This window comes from Paraburkholderia unamae (genome assembly GCF_003268775.1).
GTDB classification, from domain to species: domain Bacteria; phylum Pseudomonadota; class Gammaproteobacteria; order Burkholderiales; family Burkholderiaceae; genus Paraburkholderia; species Paraburkholderia unamae.
In genome coordinates this window covers 38494-63550 of sequence record NZ_QLSU01000023.1, presented here as the reverse complement: position 1 = coordinate 63550, position 25057 = coordinate 38494, and the positions used below count along the sequence as shown (strand labels likewise).

Below are 25057 nucleotides of genomic sequence, written 5' to 3'. Positions count from 1 at the left end.
CATGCGCGTTGTCGTGCCGTTCAGCGCGCAATGTGCAGCCCGCCACGCAGCAACAGTGAGACGAGTTCGGCCTGCCGGTGCGTGGCGGTCTTCGCCAGAATCTGCTTAAGATATCCGCGCGCCGTTCCGATTGCGATGCCGGATTGCGAGGCGGCTTCTGCAAGCTCCATCCCTCGTGCGAGCAGCGCGGCGAGCGCTGCTTCACGTCGCGTCAATTCAAAAGTCGCGGCCAGCACCATCGGATCGATTGCCACTTGCCTGTCCGGCTCGATCACGAACAGGGCGGCACGGGTGCTCGCGCTGATGCCCTGTAGCAGGTCCGACGCACTGACGGGCAAGACGCGGACAACAAGCGGAAGACGTGGCGGACTGCGCGAGAGATAACAGCGCATCGGCGCTTGAGGTCGAATAGCGGTTTCACTCGCGTCGCGGCCCGTGTTGTTCAGCGCGATGGCCGCCGCGATCGCCGCTCTCAGGCTTCTGGCATCGGATGGGCGCGACGCGGACACCGACCTCCCGGAAAGCAGCAAGCCGTCGCCGGAACGCGCCAGCGCCTCGGCGCAGCGATTGGCAAAAATAGGCCGCATTGCGGCATCGAACAGCACCACGCCGATATCCAGGTGAGTCAGCACGTCATACGCACCCTTCGCGCGAAGGTCCGCTGCGTCAAGACGTTTTCGTACCTGTAGCGCAGTCGTCAAATGCGGAACGATCAGCGTGAGCGCGCCGATGTCGTCGTCGCTGAAGTTGGCCTTCCCCAGCTCACGCCCCATCGAAAAGAGCACCTGCCGTTCGGGCTCGCGAACCAGCGGCGCGACGATGCCGTAAAAGCCGCCGGCGGGCCGGATCGCTTCTCTGTAGATGTCCGAACGTTTGAAATCCGTATCCGAGATCGCCGACGACTGGCGCAGCGCCTTGCCTACCGGAATGGCCTTGATCCAGTCGGGCATGCGGGTTTCGATTTCCCGTTGCAGGAGCCATGCGCTGTTCGCATCGAAGCCGATGGAGATCGCAAGGCCAGGCGCTTCGCGTTCCTGCGCATGCAGCATGGCCTTGCCGGCTTCACCCGCCTCGGCAATAGAGGCAATGGCGCGCGGCCAATCGTCCGGCGCGAGCGCGGCCTCATAAACGTGCCGGATAGCCCGGTGAATCGTCTCGACGCGCGTCATGCCCGCTCCCTTGCGACGCTGATTTCCCTCCCAAATGGGAGTGTCAAGCGCACGTAAGTTAGACGAAAGTATAGGCAAAGATTCACGCTGCGTTTGATTAAACCAGAGGCTCAGCCGACAGCCATTTTCCTTGCCACCCATCCCGCCATCGACCGTCAAGGCGTGAGCCTGCCGTGCCCTCTGCCACCACGACTACCACTACCACGCCGACGCGTGCCCGATGTTCTCCTCAGGCGCAGAGCGTCGTGCATGTCGACGTTCGGGCGAGGGCGGGCAGCGGACGTTTGAAGGCGCGTTGTTGAACGGATGCCAAACCGCGCGGAGAAAAAAATGGCGATGCCCGACACGATGTTTCAACCCGCCGCTTACGAGGGCGACGACAGGCTCATCGCGGGAATCGTGCTCGCAGTCGTGACGTTCTGGCTGTTCGCCCAGACCACGCTCAACGTGCTCCCGGTCATGCGCACGGAACTGCGGATCGACAATGGCATCGGCGATATAGCCGTGAGCATTACGGCGCTGTTTTCCGGGGTGTGTATCGTCATAGCGGGCGGGTTGGCCGACCGCTTCGGCCGCGTGAGGATGACTTACGCGGGACTGGCGCTGAGCGTGATCGGGTCGCTTCTGATCGCGGCTTCTCCGTGCGGTACCGCGATATTCCTGATTGCCGGACGCATCATTCAAGGCGTATCGGCGGCCTGCATCATGCCGGCAACCCTCGCCCTGATGAAAGCCTATTACACCGGCGCGGCGCGGCAGCGGGCGCTGAGTTTCTGGTCGATCGGCTCGTGGGGCGGGTCGGGCCTGTGCGCGCTGCTGGGCGGTCTGGTCGATGCGACGATGGGATGGCGATCGATCTTCTGGATGTCAATTATCGTTGCAACGGCAAGCGCGATGCTGATCCGCGGAACGCCTGAGAGCCGCGGCGATGCGCGAGTCGCGACGCAATCGTTCGACTGGACCGGTTTGATCGCATTGCTCATTGCCATGGTCGCTTTCAATGTCGTGGTGGGGCAGGGGGCGACACTGGGCTGGTCGAGTCCTGTCGTGCTCGCGCTGGCGGTCGCATTCGCGGGGGCATTGGGCGTATTCATTTACGCCGAACGTCGCTGCGCTCACCCGTTCGTCGATTTTCGGTTCTTCGAGAATTCGATCTATCTGGCCGCCACCTTGTCGAATTTTCTTCTCAACGGCGTCGCCGGGGCTTTGCTGGTCGTCTTGATTCTCGTTCAGGAGGCCTATGGACTTTCCTCGCTTCAGTCGGGCTTGCTGACAACGGGCTACCTGCTGGCCATTCTGGTGGCGATTCGCGTTGGCGAGAAAATGCAGCAGCGCTGCGGCGGTCCACGCCGCCCGATGTTGCTGGGCTGCGCGATGACGGCGGCCGGCATCGCGCTCACGACCTTTACATACGTCACGGCGACCGGCTACGTCATGATCGCGGTCATGGGCTTCACCCTGCTCGGCACCGGGCTGGGCATCTACGCGACGCCTTCCACCGACGCGGCGCTGTCCAGCGTCGCGGACGCCAGGGCCGGTGCGGCGTCGGGCATCTACAAGATGGCGTCGTCGCTCGGCACGGCGTTTGGCATCGCGATATCGGCCGCGATCTTCACCGCGCTAACGGCGCCGGGCGGTCTCTCGCCGGTGCGCGCCGTGGCGGCCGGTCAGCCCGACCAACTCCGGTTCGCCGCGGCAGTCGCGTTGTGGTTCAACGTCGCCATGGTGCTGCTCGCCGCATTGGCGATCAGGATCGGGGTGCCGAAGCCGCACGACATCATGGAAGGGCCGGTGACGGCGAGCCCCTGAGCGTCGTTCAGGACCGTGTCACTGTCATGCGCGCCGTCAACGTGGTTCGCCCCGGTTCCGAAGCGACCTCCAGCGCACCGCCTGCACGACCGATACGCACCGACATCGAACGCATTCCGATACTGATATCGGCCTGGCGGACCGCCTCCACGTCGAAGCCGACTCCGTCGTCCTCGATCCCGACAACCAGTTCGTCAGCAGCGGGTTGCGCGAGCCAGAGCCGCACATGCCGCGCGCGGCTGTGTTTGATCACGTTGGTCAGCGCCTCCTCGACCAGCCGTGTGAGCGCCAGATACTGCATCGCATTCGGCGGCGTGCGCCAGGCTTGTGGAAATTGCCAGTCGGAGTCGACGCCCAGCTCGTCGAACAAGGTCGTGAACCGGTGACGCAAGGGCGCGATCCACTTTTGCGGCGATGCCGGCACGGCGACGCCCGCCGACGAGTTGCTGTCGATGGTCTGCCGCAAGTCGTCGCGAATGAACTTCAGCATGGAGAGAACCTGCGTCCGTTGCAACGCCGCGGCGCCCTGTTCGACCGATGCCATCATGTGGACGAGCGAGCCGCCCAGGCTGTCGTGAAGATCGTGGGCGACCTGCAACCGGTCCTGCAAGCGCGTGTTGGCGAGCGCCAGCGCGTGATCGCGCTCCAGGGTCCTGGCAAGCTCGCCGCGCGCCTGCGCGATGCCTTCGGCAAGCTCCTGCTGGAAGCGCTCGATGCGGCGCAGATTGCGCGCATGACGAATGCCCATGATGGCCGCGAGGGACAAGGTCAACGCCGTGTTGGCATACGGAAAGACCGGGTGCGTGTGGATGATTGCCTTGAGCACGAGCAAGTCGTGGATGTTGGCGACGGGCAGGATCAGGAGAGCAACGGCGAGATACGTATGTTCGAGCCGGCGCGTGCGCCACGCATGAAAGGGGAATTGCAGGCAGTTGATGAGAAAAGCGGCCGTTGCGCTGAAAAAGCCCGCTTGTTGCGCATAACCGACCCAGGCGTCGGGGACGACGACCTGCGCCGCGAGCAACGCGGCGGTGGCCGCCCACAAGGCACGTTCGAGGCGCGGCCGGGTTTGTCCGCCAAAGCGCCAGGTGAACACGCAGAAGCACGCGACGCTCAACAGCGCCGCCATGGTGTTCACGCGGGTCACCATCAGGCTGTTTGAAAACGGCCACGGGCTGGTGGCCAGAACGTTGGCGATGAAGATCGTCCAGAACAGCGACGAGAAGGCGTACCAGCCGTAGAAGCTCTGGTCGCGGCGCAGGATCCAGATGCCGAAGAACAGCACGCCGATGACGCCCGAGACGATGAGGTTAATCTCGAACAGGGTGCGGTGGCTCCACTGGAGCGCTTCGTATTGTTGCTGGATGCGTTCCGGCTCGCCGAGAAAGAGCGGCCCGAGACCCACGGACTGTCGCGCGCCGCCACCGACCACGCGCACCCACAGCGTGTTCGTTCCGTCGTGCAGCCAGACGTCGGGCAGGAGCCAGGTGCGCGGCTTGTTCCAGCTGCGCGAGAGCGGCTCGCTCAGGTGCTTGTCGCGCCAGAGAAAATGGTCGTTGACGAAGATCTCTCCGGCCATGACGATGGACTGCGACAGCAGGGCCACTGGGGCCACCGGGCCCGCCGCCGAAGCGGGGCAGTGCCGTTGCCAGTCGATGCGATACCAGAGGCTGCCACCGCCAAAGTCGGGGTGGCGGCGACTCCACTCGTCGGGCAGCGTGACAGGCTGCCATTGCGAAGGCGCCGGTTTGCCGCCGTCTGCGGTGGCCTCGGCCGCATGAACGGCCAGGATCTGCACCGTGCACGTCGCGGGCGTGGTCTGCGCCTGCGCCCAGGCGGTCGCGGTGCAAAGCCACAGCGGCCAGAGCAACCACGGCAACCAGCGGAACCATCGCGCGAGCGCGCTCAATCCAGCAGGCCTCGCTGACGCGCGGCACTCGCGGCCTGCGTACGTGACGAAACCGCGAGCTTTCGGTAGATGTGCTTGATGTGGCATTCCACGGTGTAGCGCGACAGGAACAGCCGTTCGGCGATATCGCGATTGCTCAGCCCGTCGGCCACGAGGCGAAGAATTTCGCTCTCGCGCTGGCTCAAGCCGGCGTCGCCCGGCTGCGCCGCCGACTTTGCGGGCAACTCCTCGATGATGCGCCGTGCCATGAACGGGTCGATCGGCGCGCCGCCTCGCAGCACGCTGCGCAGCGCGAGTGCGATCTCCATGTCGTCGCGCTCCTTGAGCACATAGCCGACCGCCCCGGCGCGCAGGGACGCCAGGATCGCGTCCTGCGTGCTCCAGGCGGAGACGACCAGAACGGGCAGGCCGGGGTCCGCCGCATGCAGTTCGGCGATCAGGTCGACACCGCTGCCGTCGGGCAGGCCGAGGTCCACCAGCGCCAGCGCGACCGGCTGATCGACCAGCCACGCGCGCGCCTGAGCGAGCGAACCGGCAAACGCCAGCGCATCTTCCCGGTAACCCAGTTGCGTGAGCAACGATTTGAGCCGGCGGCACACGAGCGGATCGTCCTCGACCAGCAGCACGGGCGCGGGAAGCACGAGATCGGCCGCAAGCGTGCGCACCAGCATGGATTCGGCACTGTCTTCAGGAGAGGTCGTCATGACGATTTAGTCGAGTCAATCTATCGGATCACGATAATCGCTGTCCCTAACGGGTTTTTGAAGGGGGTGGTCGCAAAATACCAGGTTTCAGTGATATGTGCGCTCGCCCACACTTTGCATAATCTTTTCGGAACCCGGGGGTGTGTGCATTCTACCTGTGCTGAAGCCGTGTCAAGCCCGATTCGATCCGGCGGGAGACACGCGAGACACGCGCGATGCCAGCGCTTGATCGTTGCATGCTCCCGTATTCCTCGCGCCCCGAGTCGACGATTGAAGGGCGTGGAAAGCGGTAAAGCGTCGGTGCGCGTTCCCGCGTAGCGGCGTGTGTGTTGAAAAACCCGCTGGGCGTGCTGCTTGTGCGGGTTTCTTTTTTCGGCTCATCAACAGCGAACCCTCGAACGTGAATACGGCCTGCATGGAATGCGACGACCGGCGTATCGCCTGTTCGATCCGGTCAACGGATTGCGGCCCGTGGGTTCACCACTTTCCAATTGAACGGGGAGCAGCACTCACTTTCTCATGACCTCATCCAATCCACACGTCAAGCCGCTGTCGCTTTTCATTTTCAGCTCGCGCTGGTTGCAGTTGCCGCTGTACATGGGCCTGATCGTGGCCCAGTGCGTCTATGTGGTGCTGTTCCTGAGGGATCTCTGGCACCTGGTATCCCACGTCGCCGGCTTCAGCGAGCAGGAAACCATGCTGATGGTGCTGGGCCTGATCGACGTGGTGATGATCTCGAACCTGCTGATCATGGTGATCGTCGGGGGCTACGAAACCTTCGTCTCGCGTCTTCGTCTGGGCGGCCACCCCGATCAGCCCGAATGGCTGAGCCACGTGAATGCAAGCCTGCTCAAGGTCAAGCTGGCCATGTCTATCGTGGGGATTTCATCGATCCAGTTGCTCAGCACGTTTATCGAGGCCGGCAGCCTGGGTACGCCCGCGGCGCTCATCACCCCGGCCGGCATCATGTGGCAGACCATCATCCACGGCGTCTTCGTCCTGTCGGCCTTGGGCGTTGCATTCATGGGGATCGTGGAGCAACGAAACGGGGTGGTCGCGCCTCGCACCGTTCGGAGTACCAATGACTATAACCGGGAAATGAAGGCAGAGGTGTCGCACGCCAGCTCTGCATGAGCGGCTTTGCTTTCCAGTAAAACATAACGCATAACAAGCTTGTCGGGGCCATGAATAAAAAACTAGAAAACCTGGGATTCTTTTCTCTTCTTCTCAGTGTGTCTGGACTGTACGGTTGCAGCGGGGGATCAACCGACACCGGCGCCGACACGGCGCTCGCACCGTACTACACACAGGCGGTCGCCTGGCATGACTGTAGTTCGGACTATTTCAGCGGACTCGACCAGGGGGCGCTGAGCCAGCTATCGGCTAGAACACGTTGCGCGACGATGAATGTGCCGCTCGACTACGACGACCTTTCGAAAGGCAGCGTGGGCATTGGCGTCCTGAAGGTGAGCGCGGGCAAACCCGCGAGCCGTCTGGGCGCCATCTGGACGAATCCCGGCGGCCCCGGCGTAAGCGGCCTCAACGAGGCTTTGGATGTGAGTCAGTTGCTGCTGATCGGTAACCCGTCCGATTCGGTGGGCGCGAAACTGCTGCAACTTTCCGACTCCTATGACGTGATCGGCTTTGACCCACGCGGCGTGGGGTCCAGCGTTCAACTGGTTTGCAGCTCGATAGCGGCCGGCCCTGCCCTTACGGTTTACACGGATCGTTCCGCTGCGGCTATCGATGCACTCGTTGACGACGCCCGCGCGGAGGCGGCGGCGTGTGGCGGTACGCCATTGACGCCGTATATCAATACCGAATTCACGGCACGGGACATGGAGGTGATGCGTGCCGCGCTGGGCTACGACAAGCTGAACTACTTCGGTACGTCGTACGGGACGACACTGGGGGCGGGCTATGCAAGCCTGTTTCCAGATCGCACTGGCCGGATGGTACTGGACAGTGTCGTGGATATCACCCTCCCTCTTGTCGAGTATGCGCCCGCGCAGGCCCCGGCGTTGCAGCATGTTCTGGATGGGATCGTGGCGCCCTACGTGGCATCCCATGACGATCTCTTTGGACTGGGTGCGAGCGTGGATGATGTCAGGAACGTTTCCAGGCGCGGTCCGGCGTGGCTCACAAGCTGGCTTGGAGGCGCCGTGTATCACTCGCTGTTTGCTCAGAGCCAGATTGACGGGGTCGTCACTTATATGGCGGTGGTCAACGGGATAATCGATTTGCTTGCGGCGAACCCGGCGATGTCTCCAAGCGAGCTCAAGAGTGCAGTTGACGGGCGGCAATTCCTTCCACAGGCAAGCGAACGCATGGAAGCGCGCGCGCACGAGATCGCCGCGGGCGCAGTCGACGCGTACGTTGCATCTTCCTCGGGCAGCACAAAGCCGGTTGGACTGGCCGTCGGCGCGGCTGCCAATGTGGCGGTCACCTGCAATGACGGCGCCTTGACCCACCGGGATCAACAGTATTGGACGGATCTGGGAAATTCGCTCGCACAGTCTGCTCCACTGAGAGGCGGCAGTGTTTCCTCGGTTCCCTGTCTGTACTGGCCGTTCACGGCGCGAAAGGCATTGCCCTTCGAGCGCGCGGCGAAATTGCCGATACTTCTGCTGGAGGACGAGAACGACGGCGCCACGCCGCTGGCGGGGGCACGCGCGACAGCCGCCCTGTTGAAGGGTTCAAGGCTCCTGATTCAGGACACCGATTACAGCCACGGCGCACTGTTTACCGATAGCACATGTGTCCTGGGCTACGCGGCGGATTACCTGCTCAACGGTTCGTTGCCTCCGGTCGATACCATTTGCGCGGGGAAAGGCTTGCCCGCAGGCACACAAACTGCAACGGCGGCCAGCGGCGTGGCGGCGAACGCGCAAACGCAAACGGCGACGACATACACCGATCCCGCACAGGCAGAAGCGGTGCTGAAGAAGTTGCGCGACATGGTCCAATAACAAATCGATGAATACGCCGATCTTTTGGGTCGGCGTATCAGGGGTATCAGGGGTACAAGGGGGTATAAGCATGAGACCGGATTTTTCCCGCAAGCCGTGGTTGCTGATCGGCAAAGCCTTCGTTTGCCTGTGCGTGAGCGGATCGGCCGCCGCGCAGTCATATGGCGACCTGGAGAGCATTCGCAAATCGTCGCCTGGCACGTACGGCCGCGGCACAGACCCCACGCGCGCGCCGCATGCGCCGCGCCAGGACCACACCGGAAGCTTCAGCTCGCAGTTCAATCAGGGGATGGCGAAGGGTGAGCGACAGACGCAGCAGCAACGCGAGACCTCCGCGGCAGATGCGATGCGAACGCAGAACATGATCGATCGTCCACGTTCGCCGGCGCGCGCCCCCGACGCGCGTGGAAACGAACGCGCGGCCGTTCATTTTGACAGCCACGGACCGATGGCGTGCAAAGCGGACCCGCTAACTCACCGGTACGAATGCGGGGCGGTAGGCAAGGAGGCCGCAAGGTAAGCCCGCATTCCGAAGGCGGTGTGCCCATCATCCGTCCAGAAAATGCATGATGGCGCGCGCACCGCCCATTCCAACCACAATAACAAGGAATCCGAACATGTTGCGACTTCGCATGATCGCGCTTGCGGCGCTCATGACGCCGCTGCTCGCCCAGGCCTATGCGAATGACCCGGCGGCCTACGACCAGTGTGCATTGCACGCGCTAAAAAACAGCCGGAATTCTGCCAGCGTAGGGGTGCTGCGCAACGCCTGCGACAAACTGTATCGCGGTGGCGCGATGACACTGCCGCGCGAAAAGAAGTATTACACGTGCCTGCTGCATGCTTTGCCCGGCGTGGAAGACAACGGTGCGGTTCAGCAGATCATGACAATCTGCTCCCGGCAACGCAGTATGTAGTAGTCGCTTTATATCCCGGCTTTGGCCGCCGGGTGCCATGCGAAGGCGTATCGAAAGAAAAGTGGAAGCGCGATGCCAGTCAATGGCGGCAGCGTCGCATTTATTACGGAAAGCTAACCGAAGGGGCGTATTTCACGCGGGGAAGCCGGGTCAGTTAAGGCTTTCCTAAGCCTTCCTCGCATAAGATCGGCATCCTTGAAGCAATAACCGACGCGATGAATCGTCTGCTGATCGTCTTTGGTGTGTCTCTGTTCGTACTTTCCCTCATATCGCTCATTGCGATGCTGCTTCTCGAAAGCGGACGGACGTAGTGCTCGCCGTCACGGGAAAAGGTGACACGCGCACGCCAGGCAGCCTGGAACGCCCCGGGCAATGCAGATTTTTGTGATGGGAAGGCATCCATGCATAAATGCCATTTTCGGTTTCTTTGGCGCACGTCGGAGAACGAGGTGCGCTGGATTTGCGTGACCTGCGCGACGTTGATGGTGCGTGGAAAGACCTACGCGCCGCTGTAATCCTGCAAGGTGCCAATGCGCGCTGTGCAGTCGATGCCTTCCCGGGCGAGATCGGGCAAAAGATATGGCCCGCCCTCTGTCCTGTGCTGCCGGCTGGATCCGACCGTCAGGCGTTAATCCACGCGCGCGCCTGTTCCAGCTCGTCGACGTGGAACGCCTTGATTTCAGCCTTCGTAAAGAACCGCGCCAGATGCATCGAGGCGCGAATCCATGCCGCGTCGGCCACCACCGCGGCGCGTGAAACCTTGCGGGCGACGGCAACGCCGAGCGTCATGTCGGTCCACAGCGCCTTCGCTTCAATGCCGCTGAAATGCTCGATACGTTCGAGCACGCGGGTCTTGCCATTCAGTTCGAGATCGCCACGCATGTGCTCGATGGCTTCGCGCAGTTCGTGGTCGGTGATTTTGCCTTCGACGGATATTTCAATAACCGGCGAATCGGGCGTGGAGTGATACAGGATCATGGCGGAACTCCTGGCCAGTGAGACGTTCCACGCGCAGGCAGGGATGAGCCAGGCGTTCGACGTCTTTCCCATGGTACCCCTTTCGTATGACGCCAGCAGGGCGCCGGAAGGGCACCATCGCATCAAAAATCAACCGAGGCGGAGGCGAACACGGTGCGCGGCGAGCCGAGCGAAATCGTGCCGTAGGAAGCCACGCCCGACCAGTACTTGCGGTTGAACGCGTTGAGCAATCCGGCGCGCACGGTCGTCGTTTTGCCATGCACCGAGGTCGTATAGCGCGCGCCCAGATCGACCGTTGTCCACGACGGCACCGACTGCGTGTTGGCCTGGTCGAAGTATTCCTGGCCCGTGAAGTTCACGCCGCCCGTCAGGGTGAGTCCGCGCACCCACGGCAAATCCCACTCGGTGCCGACATTGGCCATCCAGCGGGGCACGCCGACCGGACGGTTGCCCAGCGTCGACGCGCTGTTCGTCTTCGTGAGCTCGGCGCTGAGGTACGTGACGCCGCCGAGTAGACGAACGCCCTTGACGGGTTCCCCCGCGAACGTCATTTCGAGCCCCTGATTGCGCTGCTCGCTGTCGACCGCATAGACGGTGCCGTAGAGCTGGCCGCTCGGCTTCGTGATGCGGAACGCCGCGAGCGTCGCCAGCAGGCTGTGGTAGTCGAGCTTCACGCCGACTTCCTCCTGGCGGGCCTTGTATGGCGCGAACACCTGACCGGCGTTCGACGCCGTGGTCGGGGCGATGTCGCCGCGGCTCAGGCCTTCGACATAGTTGGCGTAAAGCGAGACGTGCTCGATCGGCTTGAAGACGATGCCCACGAGCGGCGTTACGGCGCCCTTGTCGTACGAGGAGGTTTTCGCGCCCGTAGTCGCGTTGAAGTTGTCCGACTGGACCTGTTGCTGCCGTACGCCGGCCGTCAGTTGCACGCGGTCGTTGAGGACGCTCAGCGTATCGGCGAGCGCCACGCCATAGAGCAGCGAGGACGAGACCTTCGCCACGCGGGAGGGCGAGGCGATGGCCTGCTCCGGGCTTGCGACCGGCGCATAGATGTTCGAGAGAATGGCCGAGCCCGAGTTGCTGCCGTTGGCGATGCGGTCGCCGTAAATGCTCGCCATCAACGTGACCGAGTGCGAGACCGGGCCCGTGTCGAAATGCGCGCGCGCGCCCGTGTCGGCGCTCCAGCGATTGACCTGGAATTTCCAGTTTTGCGGGGTCGAGCGCGTGTCGCCCGCCGCGTTCAGGATCGTCGGCGTCTGGTCGGACAGACGCGAGACATCGGTTTTCGCGGTGCCCGCGTCCGCGAAGACGGTCACGCTGCGGCTCGCGTCGTACTCGGTGTGCAGCAGCACGGACTGATCGAGCGACTTCCACCAGCCCCACGCCTGCGTGACGTTGCGCGCGCCATCGGGCGCCTGCGGCACCGCAAGGCCCGATGCGATCAGGAACGGCCGTGTGGGCGCATCGATCCACTGGTACTGCTCGATGAAGTCGAGTGTCGCGCGCAAGCGTTCGCCCTGGTAGTCGAGCGAGAGCGCCCCGACCTCCGAGCGCGAGGACTGGTTGTCGAGCGCCGTGCCGCCCTGACGATGCAGGCCGTTGAAGCGAACGCCAAACTGCTTGTCGTTGCCGAAGCGCCGGCTGATATCGACATTCCCGCCGACCTGCGCATCCGAGGTGTAATCGACGCCCACACGCGTCAAGTCCTGCGCCAGCGGCCGCTTCGGGACGATGTTCACGACGCCGCCCACGCCGCTGTTGGGCGACATGCCGTAGAGCAGGGCGGCGGGCCCCTTGATCACCTCCACGCGCTCGACGTACTCGGGAAACACGTGATAGTTCGGCACCACGCCGTAGACGCCGTCGAACGCGAATTCGCTGATGTTGCCTTCGTTGATGGGAAAGCCGCGGATAAAGAACGAATCGGTCACGCCGCCCGTCTGGCCCGTGAAGCGGATGGACGGGTCCTTGTTCAGCACGTCGGCGAGCGTGGCGGCCTGTTGGTCCTGCATGCGCTTCGCGGTGTAGGTGCTCACGCTGAACGGCGTGTCCATCACGTTCTTGTTGCCCAGTAGCCCGACACGGGCGCCCTTTGCCACCTGGCCGCCCGCATAGGGCGCGGGCAGTTCGTCGGGCTGCGCCTGGGCCTTGACGACGACAGCGGGCAACTCCTCCTGCGTATCCTTCGCGGCCTGGGTGGATTCCTGCGCATGAACGGCCGTCCCCGTGGCCAACGTGAGTGCGCTGGCGAAAGCGAGCCGCACGGCGATCGTGTGCGCCGAGAGGCGGGGAAGGCAGGGGAGGCGCGTGGCGATGTCTTGCTGAATCATTTTATTGGTAGTCCTGATCGTAGACGTGTGTCCCGGCTGTGATTCTGTTTCTGGCGTAACGAGAGCGTGTGAGGTTGGCCCGCGCTGCGGCAGCGGGTCGATGCGCGAAAGTTGCTCGTGCAACGAGCGGCGGGCGCACCGGTTGAAGCAGTGAATGCGAATTATTTACATATGTAAGATTGTGTCAAGCGATTTGAGAATGATTCGCAATTAACTTGACAGAATGCGGCAAACGAGAATAAGTTTCATTCTATTTCCGGGGCGACGCGCTTTCGCCCCCCCTTTTCGGACCCCTTCGCTGCCGCTTCATGACCGCCGTCGAACCCATCGAGCACTGCGAGGTGCATGCGCTCTACGAGGCGCACCACGGCTGGTTGCAGGCGTGGCTGCGCCGCCGCCTCGGGGACGCCGCCGATGCGGCGGATCTCGCTCACGACGCCTTCCTGCGCCTGATCGTGAAGCCCGCGCCCCGGCGCTTCGGCCATCCTGGCGAGGCGCGGGCCTATCTGCGCACGATGGCGCAAGGCCTGTGCGTGGATCTGTGGCGCAGGCGCCAGGTCGAGCAGGCATGGCTCGACACGCTGGCGGCGCTGCCCGAGCCCTTCGAGCCCTCGCCGGAGCATCGCGCCATCGTCGTCGAATCGTTGATGGAAATTGGCGCGCTGATTGGCCGTTTGCCGGAGAAGGTGCGCACGGCGTTCGTCATGGCGCAGATCCACGGCTTGTCCACGCGCGAAATCGCCGGCGAGCTTGGCGTCTCGGAACGCATGATCCAGAAGTACCTCGCTCAGGCGATGCTCCATCTGGCGCTGATCGAAACGGGCCTCGCGCGCTAGGGCATGCGTTCCACGGCATCGTCTTCTGCCGCCGACGACTGCGTCGAAGCCGATTTCGACAGTCTGGAGCAGGCCGCCAACTGGTACGCCGCGCTCTACGCCGAGGGCGACAACGACGAGCGGCGCGAAGCCTGGGCCGCCTGGCTCGAAGCGCGTCCCGAACATCGCCGGGCGTGGGCGCATATCGAGTCGGTCAGCCGCCGGTTCGCGCCGCTGCGCGTCCAGGCGCCGGGCGAGCGCGAGGCGGCCGTTACGGCGTTGCGCGTTTCGGCACGGCATGCGGCAAAGCCTTCGAGCGGCCGGCGGCGGACGCTGGCGAGTCTTGCGGCGCTCGGCGCGACGGGCGCGGCCGCCTGGCTGGGCTGGCGGTGCTCGCCGCTGCCCGGTCTCGTGGTGGCATGGCGGTCGGACTATCGCACGCAAACGGGTGAGCGGCGCGATGTCGTGCTGGCCGACGGCACGCGCGTGTGGCTCAACACGGACAGTGCGCTCGATGTCGATTACAACGCCGAGCGCCGCCTGCTGACCCTGAACGCGGGCGAAATCCTGGTCGACACGGCAAAGGATGCGCGTGGTCGCCCCTTCTACGTCGAAAGCCGTGACGGGACGATGCAGGCCCTCGGCACACGCTTCACGGTGCGCGAGACGGCCGCGTTCACGCGTCTGAGCGTCTTCGACGGGCTCGTGGAGATCCGCACGCGTTCGGGCATCACGGCGCGCGTGCCCGCCGGTCAGCAACGGCAGTTCACGCCCGACGCGATATCGGACGCGGTGGCCGCCGATCGCGCCCGCGAAGCGTGGTCGCGCGGCATCATCCTGGCGGAAGACATCCCGCTGAGCGACCTGATTGCCGAGCTCGCACGCTACCGGCGCGGCCACATTGGCGTGGACCCGCGCGTGGCGGGCATCCGGGTCGTCGGCCGCTACCCGGCCGGCAATCCGGATCAGGTGCTCGCCATGCTCGCGCGCGATCTGCCGGTTGCCGTGCGCAGAACGCTGCCCTGGTGGACGACGATCGAGCCTCGATAACGCCCGGTGCAAAAAAAATTCCGAAATCGAGTTCGCATTTGCTGGCCTCGTTCGATGTGTAGATGAAAGAGGACTCATCGGACCTTCAACGACACGCTCGCGACGCAACATCGCGGGCGGCGCGCAGGGGCGATGGGTTTCCTGAATCCATCTCCATCTTGAGGACCCAGCGTTCCATGCGTCGCCAGCCGTCACACCAGGACCGGACTTCGTCCGGCCCGATTTTTCGCACCCGAAACCCATCCCGCGTGCCCGCCATGACGCGCCGCCCGGTTCCCGCCGTCATGAGCGCGGCCGTGCTGAGCGCGCTGCTCGCGAGCTCCGCCACCTGCGCCTGGGCCGAGCCCGCCGCGAGCGCGGCCACGTCCGAGGCCCGCCGTCACTACGATGTGCCGGCGGGTCCGCTCGCAGGGGCGCTGAACCGCCTCGCCGACCAGGCGGACGTGCTGCTGGGCGCGCCGGGCGAATTGACCGCCGGGAAAGTCAGCGGCGGTGTTGCGGGCGCGTATTCCGTCGACGAAGCGTTTCGCATGCTGTTGTCGGGCACGGGCCTCGAAGCGGTCCGCCAAAACGACGGCAGCTATTCGCTGCGCGCCGTGTCGGCCACGACGCCCGAGGCGTTGCTGCCCGCCGTGGTGGTGGTCGGCAAAGGCGGCGGCGATCCGCTGAGCGCGCCCTTCGCCGGCGGTCAGGTCGCCCGTGGCGCGAGCCTGGGCATGCTGGGCGAGCGCGACTACATGGACACGCCGTTCAGCGTGGCGAGCTACACGGAGAAGCTCATACGCGACGAGCAATCGACGAGCGTGGCGGAACTGCTCACGACCACGGACCCCTCCGTGCGCGCGGCGATCGACAGCAGCAACCGCTACGACGCACTGACGATACGCGGACTGCGGGTCGAGAACAGCGAGATGTCGCTCAACGGTCTCTACGGGCTCGTGCCGAACTACCGGGTCGGTCCCGATCCGGTGGAGCGCGTGGAGATCCTCAAGGGAGCGGGCGCCTTGCTCAACGGGATGTTGCCGCAGGGCAGCGTCGGCGGCAGCGTGAACATCGTGACGAAGCGCGCGGACGACACGCCGCTTACGCGTGTGACGGGCGAGTACGTGTCGGACTCCGTGTTCGGCGCGCACGCCGATATCGCCCGGCGTTACGGTGCGAACGGCGAGTTTGGCGTGCGCATCAACGCCGCGCATCGCGACGGCGACACGGGAATCGACGAGCAGTCGAGGAGAGGCAACGCGCTCTCGCTCGGCATGGACTATCGCGGCCAGCGCCTGCGCGTGTCCGGCGACGTGATTTATCAGGAGGACTACATGCGCGCGGCGGCGCGCGGCTATACGCCGTTCGCCGGGATTGCGATGCCGGCCGCGCCGGACCCGCGGATCAATCTCGCCCAGAACTTCTCGTATTCGAACTCTCACAGCCTGACCGCGATGGGGCGCGCGGAGTACGACCTGACGTCGAATGTGACCTTGTTCGGCGCCGTGGGCGCAAACCAGTTCGGCTACGACAAGCTCGAAGATCCGGGCGCGACGCTGCTCGATGCGCAAGGCGACGCGCTGTCCACCTCGCGCTATCAGGAAGGCAAGTCACGCGCCGTTTCCGCCGAAGCGGGCGTGCGCGCGAAGTTCAGGACGGGCGCGCTCGACCATCAGTTCGTGGTGAGCGGCAATACCTTGCAGCAGACGACGTGGTTCGGGCAGACCGTCTACGGCAGCTATCTGACGAACATCTATTCGCCCACGCGCCTCGCGGACCCAGGCCCCGCGATTTCGTCTTCGCCCGAGGCCAGGAACAGTTCGCAGACGCTGCGCAGCGTTGGCGTGGCCGATACCGTCTCCGCCTGGCGCGGACTCGTGCAACTCACGCTCGGCGTGCGGCAGCAGTGGATCGACAGCAACAACTACGCGACGTCGGGCGCCACGACTTACCACTACAACCAGTCGGCCACGACGCCCTCGGTGGCGCTCGTCGTTCAGCCGCTCGACTCGTTGTCGTTTTACGCGAACTATATCGAGGCGCTGACGCCCGGCACCGCGCCGCCCGCCGACGCGGCCAACCCGAACGCCGTGTTCGCGCCATACAAGTCGAAGCAGGTCGAAATCGGCTCGAAACTCGATCTCGGCCATTTTGGCGCGACCTTGAGCGTTTTCCGGATCAAGGTGCCGAGCGGTATCGTCGATCCGGTCACGAAGATCTACAGCCTCGACGGCGAACAGCGCAACCAGGGCATCGAACTGTCCGGCTTCGGCGAGCTTGGCCCGCGAGTTCGCGTGCTGGGCGGCGTGACCTGGCTCGATGCGAAACTCGAGCGCACGCAGGGCGGCGCATACGACGGCAATCACGCCGTCGGCGCACCCGCGTGGCAGGCCAACATCGGGGCCGAATGGGACACCCCTTTCATGCCGGGATTCACGCTCACGAGCCGGCTGATTTATACCGGCGAAGCCTATGTGAGCCAGGATAACCTCCAGCACGTGCCGAGCTGGACGCGGGTCGATCTGGGCGGCCGTTACACGACGAAGATCGGCGGTCGTGACATCACGCTCAGGGCCAACGTCACGAATCTCTTCAACCGGTATTACTGGCAGGCCAACCCGACCGGTTATGTGATCAGCGGTATGCCGCGTACGTTCTGGGTGTCGGCGTCAGCGGACTTCTAGGCGCTTGCCTTGTAGGGGCGCGCGCCTACCGCCCCACTGGCTGCTCAAGCCGTTCGATATAGACGTCGCCCCATTGCTTCATCGCATCGAGAACGGGCGCGAGCGTTTTTCCGAACTCAGTGAGCGTGTATTCGACACGCGGCGGCACCTCCGCGAAGACCTCGCGGGTCACGATGCCGTCCAGTTCGAGTTCGCGAAGCTGGAGCGTCAAGGAGCGCTGCGTGACCGTTCCGATCAAGCGGCGCAATTCACCGAACCGTTTGGTGCCGTTCATCAAGTAGTGAACGATCAGCGGTTTCCATTTTCCGCCCGCAACGTCGACGGTGGCGGCGACCGAGCACTGATACGTGGTGACCGAAGAGGCCATGCTGGCTCCCAATAGGATACTTTTTATCCCTATATATCAAAGATGTGCCTTCTTGTACAAAAACGGTCGGCCTCCGATAGTTTCGGCTCAATTGCGCTGGCAGTCGCGCAGCGCATGACCGTGATGATTCCAGGAGTCGGATAGATGAAGGCCGCATATTACGAACGACAGGGCAAGGCTTCCGAAGTGCTGAGGCTGCGAGAGTTTCCGGTCCCGCAACCGGGGCCTGGCGAAGTCCGTGTGCGCATCCATGCGTCCGGTTTGAACCCCAGCGATATCAAGGCGCGTACCGGCTTCTCCAGCCCGGCGGCGTTCCCGTTGATCATTCCGCATCAAGACGGCGCCGGAGTGATCGACGCAGTGGGAAGCGGCGTTGCGCCGACACGTATTGGCGAGCGGGTATGGCTGTTCGAAGCGCAGTATCGTCGCGCGTTTGGCACGGCGGCCGATTATGCCGTCGTGCCGGTATCGCAAGCGGTTCTTTTGCCCGACAACGTTTCGTTTGAGATTGGCGCCTGTCTGGGCGTTCCCGCACTCACGGCTCATCGCTGCCTCTTTGCGGATGGCGACATCAAGGGGCGCGCCATACTCGTGCAGGGCGGCGCGGGGGCCGTCGGAACCGCGGCAATCCTGCTGGCCAAATGGGCTGGCGCCTGGGTCGCGACGACCGTTTCAACGCCGGACCAGGCGCACGCCGCGCGACGCGCGGGTGCCGACCTTGTCATCAATCGACGCTCGGAAGATGTGGCGGAGATCGTGAAGTCGGCAACAGGGCAGCGCGGGGTCGATCGTATCGTGGAGGTCGGTCTGCAAGAGAACCTCGCAACCGATATGGACTGCCTGGCTAATGGCGGCGTCATCAGCGCCTATGCCGTCGGATCTGCCGATGACCAATTGGCCCTTCCTCTGCTCAAGGCAATGATCGCAGGCTGCACATTCCGGTTCGTCTACATTTACACAGTGCCGGCGGTTGCAAAGTCCGCCGCCGTTTCAGCGATCAGCCGCTGTCTCGCGGACGGTGCGTATGCACCCACGATAGGGATGCAAGTGCCGCTCGACGACATTGTCCAGGCGCACGAAGCGCAAGAAGCCGGGCGGGTTATTGGCAAGATCATTGTTAAGCCAGGTCCTTGAGCCGCTATGGATTCTCGACGAGAAATCAAACTACCGCTCGTGACCGGCTGCCGCGCACTGCCGCCGCATTTGCCATGACGTGTCAGTCGTATTGACGACCTGAAATCCCAGGCGCCGGTAAAGGTTTATCGCAGGATTTCCTTTTCGAACGCTTAACGCAACAGGCACACGCGCGTCGTCGGCCTGTTCCAGAAATTCACCGATCAGACGGGCCGCGATGCCGCGGATTTGCGCCCCGCTTCCGTTTGGGTTGATTCGCAAGGTCAAGGCAGTGAAGGCCGATCACGTCTATTGACGACGCGCACGCAGGCCGCCCTCGCATGGAGCGCGGCGGTGCGCGAATGCGAGGTCGGCGCTACATGCCCATTGCACCTCCCGTGCCCGAGCCGGTGCTTGAACCTGTGCCTGAGCCCGTGCTCGTCCCTGAATTCGCTGTCGTATTCAGATCGATTCTTCCGTAGACGCCATTGGCTTCGTTATTCGGCCCCGCCGCGAAGAACAGCGTATTGGACGGTTGATTGCTGAGGTCGTTGCCGAACGCGATACCCCACACGCCGTTTTCGACAACCGGGCTCCCGTTCGCCCCATTGAGCGGCCCCATGAACAGGCCATTCGATGCATTGAACGCGTTGATCGTCCCGTCGCCGAAGTTGCCGATCAGTATCGCGCCGCTCATCGTGCCGAAGTTGCCGGGCGCTTGCGCCACGCCCCACGGCGCGTTCAACGGGCCGCCCGTTGCGAAGTGTTGCTTGAGGTTGCCTGCGGTGTCGTACACATCGACCATGCCGCGCCCCGCTCCCGCGACATCGTCGTGCCTGGCCGGGTCTTGCATGGCGTAGGTGACGAACAGGTTCGCGCCAATCGCCTGAATGCCGAACGGCGCGAAACCCGCCGGAATCGCCGGGTCCGTGAACGCGCCGGTCATCGGGACCTTCGTGAAGGACGCATTGAAGACATCGATCTTGTTGTTATGGAAGTCGGTTGCGTAAAGGAAGGTGTTGTTGTTCATCGCGGCGATCGCGAGACCCTTGTACACGGCGCCGCCCGCGCCGTCGTCGTACATGACGAACGCGCTGGTTGGCGCCACGGTGGGCGCCCACGCGGTGATGGTGCCGCCTTCCCCCGCAAAAATGAACGCGGCGACGCCGGACTTGCCGTTTTCCGCGACGACGAAGCTTTGCGTGCCGTTGAAGACGATGCCCGTGGGCGATGCCGTGCCGTTCTTGCCGTCGGGAATCGAGACGACGAGCGATTGTGGCGTGCCGCTGCCGTCATAGAGCGTAGCGACGTTGGTGCCATTGTCCGCGACCCAGGCGAACCCTTGCGGATTGAAGGCGACGCCCCAGGGGTTTTTCAAATGCGCGTCCATGTGAGCGGCGGGCACCGCACCATCGGACACGAGGGCCGTTACGGCGAACGACGACTGAACGGGCGGTCCGGCATTGCTTGAACCGGAGCCGCCTCCGCATGACGCGAGCGTCACGATGGCCGCGCAGCATGCTACGACGCCGGATACATCTCCGAATGTTTCCGCTAGCGACTTCATGACCGTACCCCTCGCTCTGTCCAAAGGCCTTGACGGTCAAAGAACGATCCACGCGCGCGGTTTATTCCCGCGAAGCAGGGCGCGTCTCCCGTGTGATTGTCCGTGCTTCAATGGTTGAACTGGATAGATAAAAGAGAGCGCCAGGCAACGCCGTTTATTCAGCCGCACAGGCATCGTTGTTGCTCGCGAGGAATAAGGCGCCGGTGCGCCCCGTTTATGGCGATGTAGACGTTTTCATTCGCGACGAGCCGCGCAACGCGTCCACAATGTACCGGCGGTTCGGCATCCTCACCAGGAGATCATCATGAAGCGGTATCGGATTCTTCTAGCCTGTCTCGTCTGCCTCGCAATGAGCGCGGTTTCAGGGCTCGCGGCAGCGGGCGACATGAACCGGAACGCCGACAGTGCATCGAGCACTTCAGGCAATTCCTCGGGCGGCGGTTACTGAGCGCCGCGCGCGCGATCCCGCACCCAACATCGCCTCGATCATCGCGAGCCCGAGTTCGGGATCGCGATTCTTTTCTGTCGCGCAGGCTCCTTTGATAAGCTTTCCAACCATGCCCGACATCAAGCCGAACATGACGCTGGACCAAAGCCTCGCGATGGCGCCGGACGCCGCGCTTTCGCGGGCGGATCGCGTCTACTACACGCTGCGCGACGAAATCTTCGACATGCACCTCCTGCCGGGTGACCGGCTCACGGAAGGCGCCATCGCGGAGCGCTTCGCGGTTTCCCGCACGCCCGCGCGCGAAGCGTTGCAGCGCCTGCAAAGCGATGGCCTGATGCAGGGCTACGTGCGCGGCGGCTGGGAAGTCGTGCCGATCGACAACAAGCGCTTCGACGACCTCTACGAAATGCGCCAGATGATCGAAACCTTCGCCGTGCGCAAGCTCTGCAACGGCGAAGCGCCGCAAGCCGGGCTCCATTTACTGCTCGATGCGCTCGATCGTGTCTGGAAGGTCGGCCGCACGCAGCGCATTGCCGATGGCCGCAAGCTCGTCGAACTCGACGAAGCGCTGCATCACGCGCTGGTCGAGGCCGCGGGCAACGACGAACTGACCTCGACGATGCGGCGCGTCACCGACCGCATCCGTGTCGTGCGCCGCCTCGATCTCGTGCACGGCGACGGCATTGCTGAAACCTACGAGGAGCATGCGGCCATTCTCGACGCCATTCGCCGTGGCGACAGCGCGCTGAGCGTCGAACTGGTCTCGCGTCACATCGGCGGCAGCCAGGCCAGCGTGAACGGCCTCACCATGCAGCGGCTGCTCGCGGCGCGCACCGAGACGGGGCGCAATGCCACCGTTCAGGCACCGGCGCGGCCTCGGCGCACCATCTGACGGCATTGCACGGCGACGCCACGCGTCTCGTGCCGTGGCGCTGAAAGCCTTGCCTGGCAGGCCTTATCAGGGTTTTTACGAGGGACTGGCACGGATCTGGCTTTGACGAATTTCGTTGTATACAAGGAAACGTCAATGCCTCTCGAAGTCTCCGCAGCAAACGCGCACGGCGCGGCCAGCACACTCAATCCCACACGCGGTTCGCGCGGCATGGCGGTCGCCCCGCATGCGCTTGCGTCGCAAAGCGCGCTCGCCGTGCTGCGCGAAGGAGGCAACGCGGTCGAAGCGATGATCGCCGCCGCGGCGACCATCGCGGTGGTCTATCCGCACATGAACAGCATCGGCGGGGACGGCTTCTGGCTGATCTCGCGCCCCGGTCACGCACCCGTCGGCATCGAGGCGTGCGGCGCGGCGGCGATGCGCGCGGACATCGACACGTATCGCTCGCTCGGTCTCGCCGTGGTTCCGGCGCGCGGCCCGCTCGCGGCCAACACGGTCGCGGGCACGGTCTCCGGGTGGGACTTCGCGCAGCGCTTCTCGCAAGACGCGCTCGGCGGCCGGATGCCCGTCGCGCGCTTGCTGGAAGACGCGATTCACTACGCCCGGCACGGCGTTCCGGTCACGCGCAGCCACGCCGACTGCGTCGCGGGCAAAGGCGCTGAACTGCAAGGCGTGCCAGGCTTCGCACAAACCTTCATGCCCGCTGCGCGCGCGCCGCAAACCGGCGAGCGCTTCACCAATGCGCGTCTTGCCGCGACGCTGCAACAACTCGCCGATGCCGGACTCGACGACTTCTATCGCGGCGATCTCGCGCGCAGCATCGCAAGCGACCTGGCGTCGCTGGAAACGCTCATCACGCTCGACGACCTCGAACGCCACCGCGCCCGTGAACGTACGCCGCTCGCGCTCAAGCACACGCTCGGCACCGTGTACAACATGCCGCCGCCCACGCAGGGCCTCGTGTCGCTGCTGATTCTCGGCGTGCTGGATCGCGTGCTGGCGCACGGCATGGACCCGCTCGGCCCCGAGTTCGTGCACGCGTGCGTTGAAGCGACCAAGCTCGCCTTCAAGGTGCGCGACGCGCATGTGACCGATCCCGACCACATGCGCATCGACCCGGCCGCGCAACTGGAACCCGCCGCGCTCGACGCGATGGCACGCCAGGTGTCGATGTCGCGCGCCGCGCCGTGGGGGCAGGGCCGCGGCCCCGGCGACACGGTCTGGATGGGCGTGATCGATCGCGACGGCGTGGCCGTCAGCTTCATCCAGAGCATCTATCACGAGTTCGGCAGCGGCATCGTGCTGCCGAACTCGGGCATCAACTGGCAGAACCGCGGCTGTAGCTTTTCGCTCGATGCATCGTCGCTCAATCCGCTCATGCCGGGCCGCCGTCCGTTCCACACGCTCAATCCGGCGCTCGCCCAGTTCGCCGACGGCCGCACGATGGTCTACGGCAACATGGGCGGCGACGGCCAGCCCCAATCGCAAAGCGCGGTGTTCTCGCGCATCGCGAACTTCGGCTGGAATCCGCAGGCCGCGATCGACGCGCCGCGCTGGCTGCTCGGCCGCACCTGGGGCCAGTCCACCGACTCGCTGAAGCTCGAAGCGCGTTTCCCCGCACAGACCGTCGACGCGTTGCGTGCGCTCGGCCACGACGTGGAAGTGCTCGCCGCCTACGACGAAGCGATGGGCCACGCTGGCGCAATCGTTCGTTATCCAGACGGATTGTTCGAAGCCGGCCACGATCCGCGCAGCGACGGCGCCGCCGCAGGCTGGTAGCGCACAAAGCAGCACACAACAGCGGCACAAAACAGAAGCACGCAACAGAAGCTGTCTCACCATCCGGTCCGGCATTTCGCCGGACTGGAGGGGGCTTTTCGTCCTTTTAATTCCGAATCAAACCGGGGAATGCATATGAACACACGCATCCAGACGCTGCAAGACCATGCGGCCGCCAATGCGCCCGCTGTGGCCGCGCACAATCGCTGGCTTCAGCTTGGTCTGGGCCTGCTCTGCATGATGGCGATTTCCAGCCCGCAATATGTGTGGACGCTCCTGACCAAACCGTTGTCGGCGAAGCTCGGCGTGCCGCTGCCCGAATTGCAGGTGACGTTCTCGCTGCTCATCATCTTGCAGACGTTCTTTTCGCCGTTTCAGGGCAAGCTGATCGACCGCTTCGGACCGCGCCTGCTGATCTCGCTCGGCACGGTGATGTCGGGCCTGAGCTGGGTGCTGGCGTCGATGGTCACGAGCACGTCGATGCTGTATCTCACGTACGGTCTCGTCGGCGGGCTGGGCACGGGCATCGTCTACGTGGGTGTGGTCGGCCTCATGGTGCGCTGGTTCCCCGATCGCCGCGGCTTCGCGGCGGGCGCGGTGGCGGCGGGTTACGGCATGGGCGCCATCGTCACGACCTTTCCGATCTCGGCGTCGCTCGCGTCGCGCGGCCTCGACGCCACTCTGTGGATCTATGGCATCGCCTTCGCCGTTGTGGGCTTTCTCGCGTCGCAGGGCTTGCGCGTGCCGCGCGATGTCGCGCCGGCGCATGCATCCGCTGTAGCGGCATCGAGCGTGCCGAACCTGCGTCCCTCGCAGATGATGCGCTCGCCGCTTTTCTGGCTCATGTTCGCGATGATGACGATGATGTCCACGTCGGGCCTCATGGTCACCTCGCAGATGGCGACCTTCGCGGCCGACTTCGGCATCACGAAGGTTGTCGTGTTCGGCATGGCGGCGCTGCCGCTCGCGCTCACCATCGACCGCTTCACCAACGGTCTCACGCGTCCGCTGTTCGGTTGGGTGTCGGACCGCTTCGGGCGCGAAAACACCATGTTCTTCGCCTTCGCGCTCGAAGGCGTCGCGATGGCGCTGTGGCTCCTGACGCGTGAGAACGCCGTATTGTTCGTGCTGCTCTCGGGCGTAGTCTTCTTCGGCTGGGGCGAGATTTTCTCGCTGTTTCCGTCCACGCTGACCGACACGTTCGGCACGCGCCACGCCACGGAGAACTATGGCTGGCTGTACATTTCGCAGGGCATCGGCTCGATCTTCGGCGGCCCGCTCGCCGCGCTGCTGCATCTGCATGCGGGCAGCTGGGTCCCGGTGTTCAGCGTGGCGATCACGCTGGACATCGTCACCGCGGTGCTCGCGATGTTCGTGCTCAAGCCGATGCGCGCGCGCTTTCTTCAGAAGGCGACCAGCACGGCGGTTGGCAGCCGTTGATTTGATGTGTCGTGCGCCGCGCGCCGTTCCGGTTCGGAAAGGGCGCGCGGGACATCGTTGGCAACGCGGTGAAACACAGCGCGTTCGAAGGGAAAAGGCCAGGCACGACATGCCTGGCTCAGAGCGCGCTGGATT

At 64.2% G+C, this 25057-nt stretch carries 20 protein-coding genes; 13 read left to right on the top strand and 7 right to left on the bottom strand.

Annotation, left to right across the window (positions count from 1 at the left end; genetic code table 11):
• Positions 1–20: 20 nt before the first annotated feature.
• On the bottom strand, positions 21–1169 hold the full coding sequence (locus C7401_RS30530) for a helix-turn-helix transcriptional regulator (RefSeq protein WP_112175127.1): 1149 nt from the start codon (positions 1167–1169) through the stop codon (positions 21–23).
• Between the two features lie 411 nt (positions 1170–1580).
• Here C7401_RS30530 and C7401_RS30525 point away from each other — a divergent pair, with 411 nt between their 5' ends.
• The gene (locus tag C7401_RS30525) at positions 1581–2978 is read left to right on the top strand and encodes an MFS transporter (protein ID WP_258397286.1); all 1398 of its coding nucleotides are present in this window, start codon (positions 1581–1583) and stop codon (positions 2976–2978) included.
• A gap of 7 nt (positions 2979–2985) precedes the next feature.
• Here C7401_RS30525 and C7401_RS30520 read toward each other — a convergent pair whose 3' ends face one another.
• Entirely contained in the window at positions 2986–4887 is a 1902-nt protein-coding gene (locus C7401_RS30520) for a sensor histidine kinase (protein ID WP_309252007.1), read from the bottom strand.
• Positions 4884–5558 carry a LuxR C-terminal-related transcriptional regulator gene (locus tag C7401_RS30515; protein WP_112175124.1) on the bottom strand — a complete coding sequence of 225 codons (675 nt, stop codon included), beginning with the start codon at positions 5556–5558 and terminating at the stop codon, positions 4884–4886. Before C7401_RS30515 ends, C7401_RS30520 begins: the two co-directional genes overlap by 4 nt.
• Positions 5559–6110: 552 nt before the next feature.
• On the opposite strand from C7401_RS30515, the gene C7401_RS30510 reads away from it, so the two are divergent.
• The 4 genes from C7401_RS30510 to C7401_RS30495 all read left to right on the top strand — a co-directional run bounded on the left by C7401_RS30510 (position 6111) and on the right by C7401_RS30495 (position 9477).
• Complete coding sequence (locus tag C7401_RS30510) at positions 6111–6725, top strand: TIGR00645 family protein (protein WP_112175123.1); 615 nt, start codon at positions 6111–6113, stop codon at positions 6723–6725.
• A gap of 50 nt (positions 6726–6775) precedes the next feature.
• Positions 6776–8560 carry an alpha/beta fold hydrolase gene (locus tag C7401_RS30505; protein ID WP_112175122.1) on the top strand — a complete coding sequence of 595 codons (1785 nt, stop codon included), beginning with the start codon at positions 6776–6778 and terminating at the stop codon, positions 8558–8560.
• 7 nt (positions 8561–8567) lie between these two features.
• Positions 8568–9080: a hypothetical protein gene (locus tag C7401_RS30500; protein ID WP_146758018.1), complete on the top strand. Its 513-nt coding sequence runs from the start codon at positions 8568–8570 to the stop codon at positions 9078–9080.
• A 112-nt stretch (positions 9081–9192) separates the two neighbouring features.
• Positions 9193–9477: a VF_A0006 family four-cysteine protein gene (locus C7401_RS30495; protein WP_258397285.1), complete on the top strand. Its 285-nt coding sequence runs from the start codon at positions 9193–9195 to the stop codon at positions 9475–9477.
• A gap of 621 nt (positions 9478–10098) precedes the next feature.
• On the opposite strand, the gene C7401_RS30490 is transcribed toward C7401_RS30495, so the two are convergent.
• The gene (locus C7401_RS30490; protein WP_112175119.1) at positions 10099–10455 is read right to left on the bottom strand and encodes a SpoIIAA family protein; all 357 of its coding nucleotides are present in this window, start codon (positions 10453–10455) and stop codon (positions 10099–10101) included.
• A gap of 122 nt (positions 10456–10577) precedes the next feature.
• Positions 10578–12785, bottom strand: a complete 2208-nt coding sequence (locus C7401_RS30485) for a TonB-dependent receptor (protein ID WP_112175118.1) — start codon at positions 12783–12785, stop codon at positions 10578–10580.
• Positions 12786–13093: 308 nt separating this feature from the next.
• On the opposite strand from C7401_RS30485, the gene C7401_RS30480 reads away from it, so the two are divergent.
• From C7401_RS30480 to C7401_RS30470, 3 genes are all read left to right on the top strand, one after another.
• Positions 13094–13621: a sigma-70 family RNA polymerase sigma factor gene (locus C7401_RS30480; protein WP_112175117.1), complete on the top strand. Its 528-nt coding sequence runs from the start codon at positions 13094–13096 to the stop codon at positions 13619–13621.
• A gap of 3 nt (positions 13622–13624) precedes the next feature.
• Positions 13625–14650, top strand: coding sequence for a FecR domain-containing protein (locus tag C7401_RS30475; protein ID WP_112175116.1), 1026 nt, complete (start codon positions 13625–13627; stop codon positions 14648–14650).
• A 257-nt stretch (positions 14651–14907) separates the two neighbouring features.
• Positions 14908–17316: a TonB-dependent receptor gene (locus C7401_RS30470; protein WP_112175115.1), complete on the top strand. Its 2409-nt coding sequence runs from the start codon at positions 14908–14910 to the stop codon at positions 17314–17316.
• A gap of 25 nt (positions 17317–17341) precedes the next feature.
• On the opposite strand, the gene C7401_RS30465 is transcribed toward C7401_RS30470, so the two are convergent.
• The gene (locus C7401_RS30465) at positions 17342–17683 is read right to left on the bottom strand and encodes a winged helix-turn-helix transcriptional regulator (RefSeq protein ID WP_112175114.1); all 342 of its coding nucleotides are present in this window, start codon (positions 17681–17683) and stop codon (positions 17342–17344) included.
• 144 nt (positions 17684–17827) lie between these two features.
• On the opposite strand from C7401_RS30465, the gene C7401_RS30460 reads away from it, so the two are divergent.
• Positions 17828–18817 (top strand): NADPH:quinone reductase, encoded by a 990-nt coding sequence (locus C7401_RS30460; protein WP_112175113.1) that lies wholly within the window; start codon positions 17828–17830, stop codon positions 18815–18817.
• A 355-nt stretch (positions 18818–19172) separates the two neighbouring features.
• Here the strand turns inward: C7401_RS30460 and C7401_RS30450 are convergent, their stop codons facing one another.
• Positions 19173–20363, bottom strand: coding sequence for a TIGR03118 family protein (locus C7401_RS30450; RefSeq protein ID WP_112175111.1), 1191 nt, complete (start codon positions 20361–20363; stop codon positions 19173–19175).
• A gap of 304 nt (positions 20364–20667) precedes the next feature.
• On the opposite strand from C7401_RS30450, the gene C7401_RS45130 reads away from it, so the two are divergent.
• From C7401_RS45130 to oxlT, 4 genes are all read left to right on the top strand, one after another.
• Positions 20668–20811: a hypothetical protein gene (locus C7401_RS45130; protein WP_181565729.1), complete on the top strand. Its 144-nt coding sequence runs from the start codon at positions 20668–20670 to the stop codon at positions 20809–20811.
• A gap of 109 nt (positions 20812–20920) precedes the next feature.
• Positions 20921–21703, top strand: coding sequence for a GntR family transcriptional regulator (locus C7401_RS30445; RefSeq protein ID WP_112175110.1), 783 nt, complete (start codon positions 20921–20923; stop codon positions 21701–21703).
• A gap of 135 nt (positions 21704–21838) precedes the next feature.
• The gene (locus C7401_RS30440) at positions 21839–23482 is read left to right on the top strand and encodes a gamma-glutamyltransferase family protein (protein ID WP_309252006.1); all 1644 of its coding nucleotides are present in this window, start codon (positions 21839–21841) and stop codon (positions 23480–23482) included.
• A 135-nt stretch (positions 23483–23617) separates the two neighbouring features.
• Positions 23618–24922, top strand: coding sequence for an oxalate/formate MFS antiporter (gene oxlT / locus C7401_RS30435; protein ID WP_181565728.1), 1305 nt, complete (start codon positions 23618–23620; stop codon positions 24920–24922).
• Positions 24923–25057 lie beyond the last annotated feature (135 nt).

Coding starts and splice junctions, on each gene's coding strand:
- C7401_RS30515 (WP_112175124.1), bottom strand. CDS start 5,558: ATGCTGGTGCGCACGCTTGCGGCCGATCTCGTGCTTCCCGCGCCCGTG.
- C7401_RS30470 (WP_112175115.1), top strand. CDS start 14,908: ATGACGCGCCGCCCGGTTCCCGCCGTCATGAGCGCGGCCGTGCTGAGC.
- C7401_RS30465 (WP_112175114.1), bottom strand. CDS start 17,683: ATGGCCTCTTCGGTCACCACGTATCAGTGCTCGGTCGCCGCCACCGTC.
- C7401_RS30485 (WP_112175118.1), bottom strand. CDS start 12,785: ATGATTCAGCAAGACATCGCCACGCGCCTCCCCTGCCTTCCCCGCCTC.
- C7401_RS30460 (WP_112175113.1), top strand. CDS start 17,828: ATGAAGGCCGCATATTACGAACGACAGGGCAAGGCTTCCGAAGTGCTG.
- C7401_RS30445 (WP_112175110.1), top strand. CDS start 20,921: ATGCCCGACATCAAGCCGAACATGACGCTGGACCAAAGCCTCGCGATG.
- C7401_RS30480 (WP_112175117.1), top strand. CDS start 13,094: ATGACCGCCGTCGAACCCATCGAGCACTGCGAGGTGCATGCGCTCTAC.
- C7401_RS30440 (WP_309252006.1), top strand. CDS start 21,839: ATGCCTCTCGAAGTCTCCGCAGCAAACGCGCACGGCGCGGCCAGCACA.
- C7401_RS30510 (WP_112175123.1), top strand. CDS start 6,111: ATGACCTCATCCAATCCACACGTCAAGCCGCTGTCGCTTTTCATTTTC.
- C7401_RS30450 (WP_112175111.1), bottom strand. CDS start 20,363: ATGAAGTCGCTAGCGGAAACATTCGGAGATGTATCCGGCGTCGTAGCA.
- C7401_RS30505 (WP_112175122.1), top strand. CDS start 6,776: ATGAATAAAAAACTAGAAAACCTGGGATTCTTTTCTCTTCTTCTCAGT.
- C7401_RS30500 (WP_146758018.1), top strand. CDS start 8,568: ATGAATACGCCGATCTTTTGGGTCGGCGTATCAGGGGTATCAGGGGTA.
- C7401_RS30490 (WP_112175119.1), bottom strand. CDS start 10,455: ATGATCCTGTATCACTCCACGCCCGATTCGCCGGTTATTGAAATATCC.
- C7401_RS30495 (WP_258397285.1), top strand. CDS start 9,193: ATGATCGCGCTTGCGGCGCTCATGACGCCGCTGCTCGCCCAGGCCTAT.
- C7401_RS30530 (WP_112175127.1), bottom strand. CDS start 1,169: ATGACGCGCGTCGAGACGATTCACCGGGCTATCCGGCACGTTTATGAG.
- oxlT (WP_181565728.1), top strand. CDS start 23,618: ATGAACACACGCATCCAGACGCTGCAAGACCATGCGGCCGCCAATGCG.
- C7401_RS45130 (WP_181565729.1), top strand. CDS start 20,668: ATGAAGCGGTATCGGATTCTTCTAGCCTGTCTCGTCTGCCTCGCAATG.
- C7401_RS30475 (WP_112175116.1), top strand. CDS start 13,625: ATGCGTTCCACGGCATCGTCTTCTGCCGCCGACGACTGCGTCGAAGCC.